A 7,545-nucleotide genomic window follows, 5' to 3' on the forward strand; every position below is an offset into this window, starting at 1 on the left:
CCGTTACCTCGAGATCGCGAGTATCATCGAGGAAGTCTTGAATCTCGAGGCCGTGGTTTCGCTTGATGATCTCGATGCGGTATTTACCGTCGACGCCAGGGCTCGTGAGCTGGCGGGCCATTGGTTGAAGCGCCACGGGCGTTGAGACTGCGGTACCTTAGCCAGGGTTGTCCCGGGCAGGATTGTGGAGAAAACAGATGAGCGCGCTCTATATGATTGTCGGCACCCTGGTTGCGCTGGGGGTGCTGGTCACTTTTCACGAATTCGGCCATTTCTGGGTCGCGCGTCGCTGTGGCGTCAAGGTTCTGCGTTTTTCCGTTGGCTTCGGCATGCCTTTGCTGCGCTGGCACGACAAGCAGGGCACCGAGTTCGTCGTCGCGGCCATCCCGCTGGGCGGCTACGTCAAGATGCTCGATGAGCGCGAAGGCGAAGTGCCTGTCGATCAGCTTGACCAATCCTTCAATCGCAAGACCGTTCGTCAGCGTATCGCCATCGTGGCGGCGGGCCCGATTGCCAATTTCCTGTTGGCCCTGGTGTTTTTCTGGGCGTTGGCAATGCTCGGCAGCGAGCAGGTGCGCCCGGTCATCGGTGCGGTAGAGGCCGGCAGCGTGGCGGCTCGGGCCGGGTTGGGCGCAGGCCAGGAAATTGTCGCCATCGATGGTGAGCCCACCTCGGGCTGGGCGGCGGTCAACCTGCAGTTGGTGCGTCGCCTGGGCGAAAGTGGCTCGCTGCAATTGCTGGTGCGTGAGCAGGGCTCGACGGCGGATTCGCCGCGAGAGCTGATTCTCGACAACTGGCTCAAGGGCGCCGACGAGCCGGATCCGATCCGTTCCCTGGGGATCCGCCCATGGCGTCCGGCGCTGCCGCCTGTGCTGGCCGAGCTCGATCCGAAAGGCCCGGCTCACGCCGCGGGCCTGAAAACCGGCGACCGCTTGCTGGCATTCGATGGTCAGGCGGTCAGCGACTGGCAACAGGTGGTTGATTCGGTTCGTGTACGTCCTGATACCAAAATCATGCTGCGCGTCGAACGCGACGGTGCTTCAATCGACGTCCCGGTGACCCTGGTCGCCCGTGGCGAAAGCAAGGCGCCGACCGGTTACCTGGGCGCAGGCGTCAAGGCTGTCGAGTGGCCGCCGGAAATGATCCGCGAGGTCAGCTTCGGCCCTGTCGAGGCGATTGGCGAGGGTGCGCGTCGTACCTGGACCATGAGTGTGCTGACCCTCGACTCGCTGAAGAAAATGTTGTTCGGTGAGCTCTCGGTAAAAAACTTGAGTGGACCGATAACCATTGCTAAAGTGGCGGGCGCTTCTGCCCAGTCGGGCGTCGCTGATTTCCTGAATTTCCTTGCTTATCTGAGCATTAGCCTGGGGGTTCTGAATTTGCTGCCCATTCCGGTACTGGATGGGGGGCATCTGCTGTTTTATCTGATCGAGTGGGCGCGTGGTCGTCCCTTGTCGGATCGGGTGCAAGGTTGGGGGATACAGATCGGTATCAGCTTGGTGGTCGGGGTGATGTTGCTTGCCTTGGTCAACGATCTGGGTCGTCTGTAACGCTTCGCTGAATTGCGAATCTGCCGCATTTTGCGGCAGTTTGTTTATTGCCAGTTGGAATAAGAAAGGACTTCATGAAACGTCTGCTGCTAACTGCGGTTCTCACCGTATTGATGATCGCCGAAGTTCACGCCGAGTCCTTCACTATCTCTGATATTCGCGTCAACGGCCTCCAGCGGGTTTCCGCAGGTAGCGTCTTTGGTGCCTTGCCGTTGAACGTCGGCGAGCAGGCGGATGATCGGCGCCTGGTGGAATCCACTCGTGCGCTGTTCAAGACCGGCTTCTTTCAAGATATCCAGCTGGGCCGCGACGGCAATGTCCTGGTCATCACGGTCGTCGAGCGTCCATCGGTTGCCAGTATCGAGATCGAAGGCAACAAGGCGATCTCTACTGAAGACCTGATGAAAGGCCTCAAGCAATCCGGCCTGGCCGAAGGCGAGATCTTTCAGCGCGCGACCCTCGAGGGCGTCCGTAACGAGTTGCAACGCCAGTACGTTGCCCAAGGCCGTTATTCGGCGACGGTCGATACCGAAGTCGTGCCGCAGCCGCGCAACCGCGTCGGCCTGAAAGTCAACATCAACGAAGGCACCGTCGCTGCCATCCAGCACATCAACGTGGTGGGCAACACGGTTTTCCCGGATGAAGACCTGATCGACCTGTTCGAACTCAAGACCACCAACTGGCTGTCGTTCTTCAAGAACGACGACAAGTACGCCCGCGAAAAACTCTCCGGTGACCTGGAACGCCTGCGTTCCTACTACCTGGACCGTGGCTACATCAACATGGACATCGCTTCGACCCAGGTGTCCATTACCCCGGACAAGAAGCACGTCTACATCACTGTCAACGTCAACGAAGGCGAGAAGTACACCGTTCGTGACGTCAAGCTCAGTGGTGACCTGAAGGTTCCGGAAGACCAGGTCAAGTCGCTGCTGCTGGTGCAGAAAGGGCAGGTGTTCTCGCGCAAGCTGATGACCACTACGTCCGAGCTGATCACCCGCCGCCTGGGTAACGAAGGCTACACCTTCGCCAACGTCAACGGCGTGCCACAGCCTCATGATGAAGACCATACCGTCGACATCACGTTCGCCGTGGACCCCGGCAAGCGCGCCTACGTCAACCGTATCAATTTCCGTGGCAACACCAAGTCCGAGGACGAGGTTCTGCGTCGCGAAATGCGCCAGATGGAAGGTGGCTGGGCTTCGACCTACCTGATCGACCAGTCCAAGACCCGCCTGGAGCGCCTGGGCTTCTTCAAGGAGGTCAACGTCGAGACCCCGGCCGTGCCGGGCGTCGATGACCAGGTAGACGTCAACTACAGTGTCGAGGAACAAGCCTCCGGTTCGATCACCGCCAGTGTCGGTTTCGCCCAGAGCGCCGGCCTGATCCTCGGTGGTTCGATTACCCAGAACAACTTCCTCGGTACCGGTAACCGCGTCAGCGTGGGCCTGACCCGCAGCGAGTACCAGACCCGCTACAACTTCGGTTATGTGGACCCCTACTGGACTGCCGACGGTGTGAGCCTGGGCTACAACGCCTTCTATCGCACCACCGACTACGACGAGCTCGACTCTGACATCTCCAGCTATGCGGTGGACAGCCTGGGTGCAGGCGTCAACATCGGCTATCCGATCAGCGAAACTTCGCGCCTGACCTTCGGCCTTACCGCCCAGCAGGACGAGATCAGCACTGGCCGCTACACCGTCGACGAAATTTTTGATTTCGTCGAGAAAGAGGGCGACAAGTACCTGAACTTCAAGGCGTCTGTCGGTTGGTCCGAGTCGACCCTGAACAAGGGTGTGCTGGCAACCCGTGGCCGTTCCCAGAGCCTGGTCCTGGAAACCACCACGCCTGGCAGCGACCTGTCGTTCTTCAAGCTCGACTACCGCGGCCAACTGTTCCAGCCGCTGTCCGACAACTACACCATGCGCCTGCACACCGAGCTGGGCTATGGGGATGGTTACGGTTCGACCGACGGCCTGCCGTTCTACGAGAACTACTACGCCGGTGGTTTCAACTCGGTGCGTGGCTTCAAGGACAGCACCCTGGGTCCGCGCAGTACACCAAGTACGGGCAGTAACCCAGGCACCATCCGTGACCCGGATCAGGACCCCTTGCCGTTTGGTGGCAACGTGCTTATCCAGGGCGGTGCCGAACTCCTGTTCCCGATGCCGTTCGTCAAGGATCAGCGCTCCCTGCGTACCTCGGTATTCTGGGACGTGGGTAACGTATTCGACTCCAGCTGCGACGACACCACCAATGCCAACGGCACCCGGTCCAACACCGAGTGCAACGACATCAGCCTGAGCAACCTGGCCAGCTCCGTCGGCGTCGGCGTGACTTGGGTCACCGCGCTGGGCCCGTTGAGCTTTGCCTTGGCGATGCCGATCAAGAAACCGGATGACGCTGAAACCCAAGTTTTCCAATTCTCCCTCGGCCAGACGTTCTAAGCGTCTGACCCAAGATAACGACAATGGATTTTGTAGGAGTACATCGTGCGTAAGTTGACTCAATTGGTTCTCCTGGCGACCGTACTGGTCGCAGGTCCGGCTTTTGCCGACATGAAGATCGCCGTCCTGAACTATCAGATGGCCCTGCTGGAATCCGATGCGGCGAAGAAATACGCCGTGGACGCGGAGAAAAAATTCGGCCCGCAACTGACCAAGCTCAAAGGCCTGGAAAGCAGCGCCAAGGGTATCCAGGATCGTCTGGTCGCCGGTGGCGACAAAATGGCCCAGGGTGAGCGCGAGCGTCTGGAGCTTGAATTCAAGCAAAAGGCCCGCGACTTCCAGTTCCAGTCCAAGGAGCTGAACGAAGCGAAAGCCGTTGCCGACCGTGAAATGCTCAAGCAGCTCAAGCCGAAACTCGATAGCGCTGTGGAAGAAGTCATCAAGAAGGGTGGTTTTGACCTGGTGTTCGAGCGTGGTGCAGTGATTGATGTCAAACCTCAGTACGACATTACGCGCCAGGTTATCGAGCGCATGAATCAGCTGAAGTAATCCATGACAGCGACTATCAAACTCGGCCAATTGGCCGAGTTCCTTGGCGCCACCCTGCGTGGCGACCCGGAGAAGGTCATCACTGGGCTAGCCACTTTGCAAGAGGCTGGCCCAGCTCAGTTGAGCTTCCTGGCAAATCCTCAATACCGCAAATACCTGGCTGACAGTCGGGCCGCCGCGCTGTTGCTCAAGGCCGGTGATGCCGAAGGGTTTGCCGGTGATGTGCTGATTGTGGCGGACCCCTACCTTGCGTATGCGCGGATCTCCCATCTGTTCGATCCCAAGCCCAAGTCGGCTGCCGGTATTCACCCGACTGCAGTGGTCGCGGCGGACGCCGTGGTGGATCCCTCGGCCAGTGTTGGCCCGTTTGTGGTGATTGAAAGCGCGGCCCGGATTGGCGCCGGCGTGACGCTGGGCGCCCATTGCTTCGTCGGCGCGCGTAGCGAGATCGGCGAAGGTGGCTGGTTGGCTCCCCGGGTGACGCTGTATCACGATGTGCGCATCGGCAAGCGCGTGGTGATCCAGTCTGGCGCAGTGCTCGGTGGCGAAGGCTTTGGTTTTGCCAATGAGAAGGGTATCTGGCAGAAGATTGCCCAGGTCGGTGGGGTAACCGTCGGCGATGACGTGGAAATTGGCGTCAACACCGCCGTCGACCGTGGCGCGCTGGCCGATACGGTCATTGGCAATGGCGTCAAGCTCGACAACCAGATCCAGATCGCGCACAACGTCCAGGTCGGTGATCACACCGCCATGGCCGCCTGCGTGGGCATCTCCGGCAGCACCAAAATCGGCAAGCACTGCATGCTTGCTGGTGGCGTGGGTCTGGTGGGCCATATCGATATCTGCGACAACGTGTTCCTGACCGGGATGACCATGGTGACCCACTCGATTACCGAGCCGGGTGCCTATTCTTCCGGCACAGCCATGCAACCGGCTGCCGAGTGGCGCAAGAGCGCGGCGCGTATCCGCCAGCTCGACGACATCGCGCGGCGCCTCAAGCAGGTGGAAAAGCGTGTAGGGGACGTGACCCCTGGCGGTAATGCTTCATCAGATGGCTGATACCATTTCCATATCAAGTGTGCACAGCCGCTAGGCCCTGGCCTCCTTGATTTGCTAGCGGGGTGCGCGTCAATCGTGCGCTCCCAATCTTTACATAGGCTTCCCCCCGAAATGATGGACATCAACGAGATTCGCGAATACCTGCCTCACCGTTACCCGTTCCTGCTGGTGGATCGGGTCGTGGACCTGGATGTTGAAGGCAAGCGCATTCGCGCCTACAAGAATGTCAGCATCAACGAGCCATTCTTCAATGGTCACTTCCCCGCGCATCCAATCATGCCGGGCGTATTGATCATCGAGGCGATGGCTCAGGCTGCCGGGATCCTTGGTTTCAAAATGCTCGACGTGAAGCCTGCCGACGGCACGCTTTACTACTTTGTCGGTTCCGACAAGCTGCGCTTCCGCCAGCCGGTCACCCCGGGCGACCAATTGATCCTCGAGGCCAAATTCATCAGTTGCAAGCGCCAGATCTGGAAATTCGAATGCCAGGCTTCGGTCGACGGCAAGCCGGTCTGCTCCGCTGAAATCATCTGTGCGGAACGCAAGCTATGAGTTTGATTGACCCTCGCGCAATCATCGATCCGACGGCCGTACTGGCCGCCGATGTCGAGGTTGGCCCTTGGTCGATCGTCGGCGCAGGTGTGGAAATCGGCGAGGGCACGGTGATCGGCCCCCACGTAATTCTCAAGGGGCCGACCCGGATTGGCCGGCACAATCGCATCTACCAGTTCTCATCGGTAGGCGAGGACACGCCCGACCTCAAGTACAAAGGTGAAGAAACCCGCCTGGTCATTGGTGATCACAACGTGATCCGCGAAGGCGTGACGATTCACCGTGGCACCGTCCAGGACCGTTGCGAAACGACATTGGGCGACCATAACCTGATCATGGCCTATGCCCACATCGGCCACGACAGCGTCATTGGCAACCACTGCATCCTGGTCAACAACACCGCGTTGGCCGGTCACGTGCACGTGGACGACTGGGCGATCCTGTCCGGTTTCACCCTGGTCCACCAGTATTGCCACATTGGCGCCCATAGCTTCTCCGGCATGGGCACCGCCATCGGCAAGGACGTCCCTGCCTATGTCACGGTGTTCGGCAATCCGGCCGAGGCTCGCAGCATGAACTTCGAAGGCATGCGTCGGCGTGGTTTCAGTGAAGAGGCCATAACTGCCCTGCGTCGCGCCTACAAGGTTGTGTATCGCCAGGGCCTGACGGTCGAGCAGGCGCTCGCCGAACTGGCCGAGGCTGCGGCACAGTTTCCGGAAGTCGCCACATTCCGCGATTCCATCCTGTCTTCGACCCGCGGCATCACCCGCTGACCATGGCGAACCTGCGTATCGCACTGGTGGCGGGCGAAGCTTCCGGTGACATCCTGGGCGCCGGCTTGATGCGCGCGCTCAAGGCGCAGCATCCAGCGGTCGAGTTCATCGGGGTAGGCGGGCCATTGATGGAGGCCGAGGGACTGGTGTCCTACTTCCCGATGGAGCGCCTGTCAGTGATGGGGCTGGTGGAAGTGCTCGGCCGCTTGCGTGAGCTGCTGGCCCGGCGCAAGAAGCTGATCCAGACGCTGATCGAAGAAAAACCGGATGTGTTCGTCGGTATCGATGCGCCGGATTTCACCCTCAATATCGAACTCAAGCTGCGCCAGGCCGGGATCAAGACCGTGCATTACGTCAGCCCGTCGGTCTGGGCCTGGCGACAGAAGCGCGTGTTGAAGATCCGCGAGGGCTGCGACCTGATGCTCACGCTGCTGCCGTTCGAAGCCCGGTTCTACGAAGAAAAAGGCGTGCCCGTGCGATTTGTCGGTCACACCCTGGCCGACACCATTCCCCTGGAGGCGGACCGCGAGGCGGCTCGCCAGGCGCTGGGCCTGGCCGCGGGGCCGCTGGTGGCGTTGATGCCCGGGAGCCGAGGCGGCGAAGTGAGTCGCC

Annotated in this window: 7 protein-coding genes and 1 pseudogene; all 8 read left to right on the forward strand. The window is 60.2% G+C overall.

Features of this window, described 5'->3' with window-relative positions:
- Positions 1–145 (forward strand): annotated as a pseudogene (locus tag ACE04F_RS07675) (1-deoxy-D-xylulose-5-phosphate reductoisomerase); the annotation flags it as partial.
- Positions 146–197: 52 nt separating this feature from the next.
- Positions 198–1,550 (forward strand): RIP metalloprotease RseP, encoded by a 1,353-nt coding sequence (gene rseP, locus ACE04F_RS07680; protein WP_486105663.1) that lies wholly within the window; start codon positions 198–200, stop codon positions 1,548–1,550.
- A 74-nt stretch (positions 1,551–1,624) separates the two neighbouring features.
- Positions 1,625–4,000, forward strand: coding sequence for an outer membrane protein assembly factor BamA (gene bamA / locus ACE04F_RS07685; protein WP_434572119.1), 2,376 nt, complete (start codon positions 1,625–1,627; stop codon positions 3,998–4,000).
- Between the two features lie 45 nt (positions 4,001–4,045).
- Positions 4,046–4,549, forward strand: coding sequence for an OmpH/Skp family outer membrane protein (locus ACE04F_RS07690; protein ID WP_003184901.1), 504 nt, complete (start codon positions 4,046–4,048; stop codon positions 4,547–4,549).
- Between the two features lie 3 nt (positions 4,550–4,552).
- On the forward strand, positions 4,553–5,608 hold the full coding sequence (lpxD, locus tag ACE04F_RS07695) for a UDP-3-O-(3-hydroxymyristoyl)glucosamine N-acyltransferase (protein ID WP_486105664.1): 1,056 nt from the start codon (positions 4,553–4,555) through the stop codon (positions 5,606–5,608).
- Positions 5,609–5,719: 111 nt separating this feature from the next.
- Positions 5,720–6,160, forward strand: a complete 441-nt coding sequence (gene fabZ, locus ACE04F_RS07700; RefSeq protein WP_003184897.1) for a 3-hydroxyacyl-ACP dehydratase FabZ — start codon at positions 5,720–5,722, stop codon at positions 6,158–6,160.
- On the forward strand, positions 6,157–6,933 hold the full coding sequence (lpxA, locus tag ACE04F_RS07705; protein WP_486105665.1) for an acyl-ACP--UDP-N-acetylglucosamine O-acyltransferase: 777 nt from the start codon (positions 6,157–6,159) through the stop codon (positions 6,931–6,933). Before fabZ ends, lpxA begins: the two co-directional genes overlap by 4 nt.
- Positions 6,934–6,935: 2 nt before the next feature.
- Positions 6,936–7,545, forward strand: a 610-nt coding sequence (gene lpxB, locus ACE04F_RS07710; RefSeq protein ID WP_486105666.1) for a lipid-A-disaccharide synthase, incomplete at its 3' end; no start/stop codon positions are given.

This window comes from Pseudomonas sp. AGC41 (genome assembly GCF_057334555.1).

Coding starts and splice junctions, on each gene's coding strand:
- rseP (WP_486105663.1), top strand. CDS start 198: ATGAGCGCGCTCTATATGATTGTCGGCACCCTGGTTGCGCTGGGGGTG.
- bamA (WP_434572119.1), top strand. CDS start 1,625: ATGAAACGTCTGCTGCTAACTGCGGTTCTCACCGTATTGATGATCGCC.
- lpxD (WP_486105664.1), top strand. CDS start 4,553: ATGACAGCGACTATCAAACTCGGCCAATTGGCCGAGTTCCTTGGCGCC.
- fabZ (WP_003184897.1), top strand. CDS start 5,720: ATGATGGACATCAACGAGATTCGCGAATACCTGCCTCACCGTTACCCG.
- lpxA (WP_486105665.1), top strand. CDS start 6,157: ATGAGTTTGATTGACCCTCGCGCAATCATCGATCCGACGGCCGTACTG.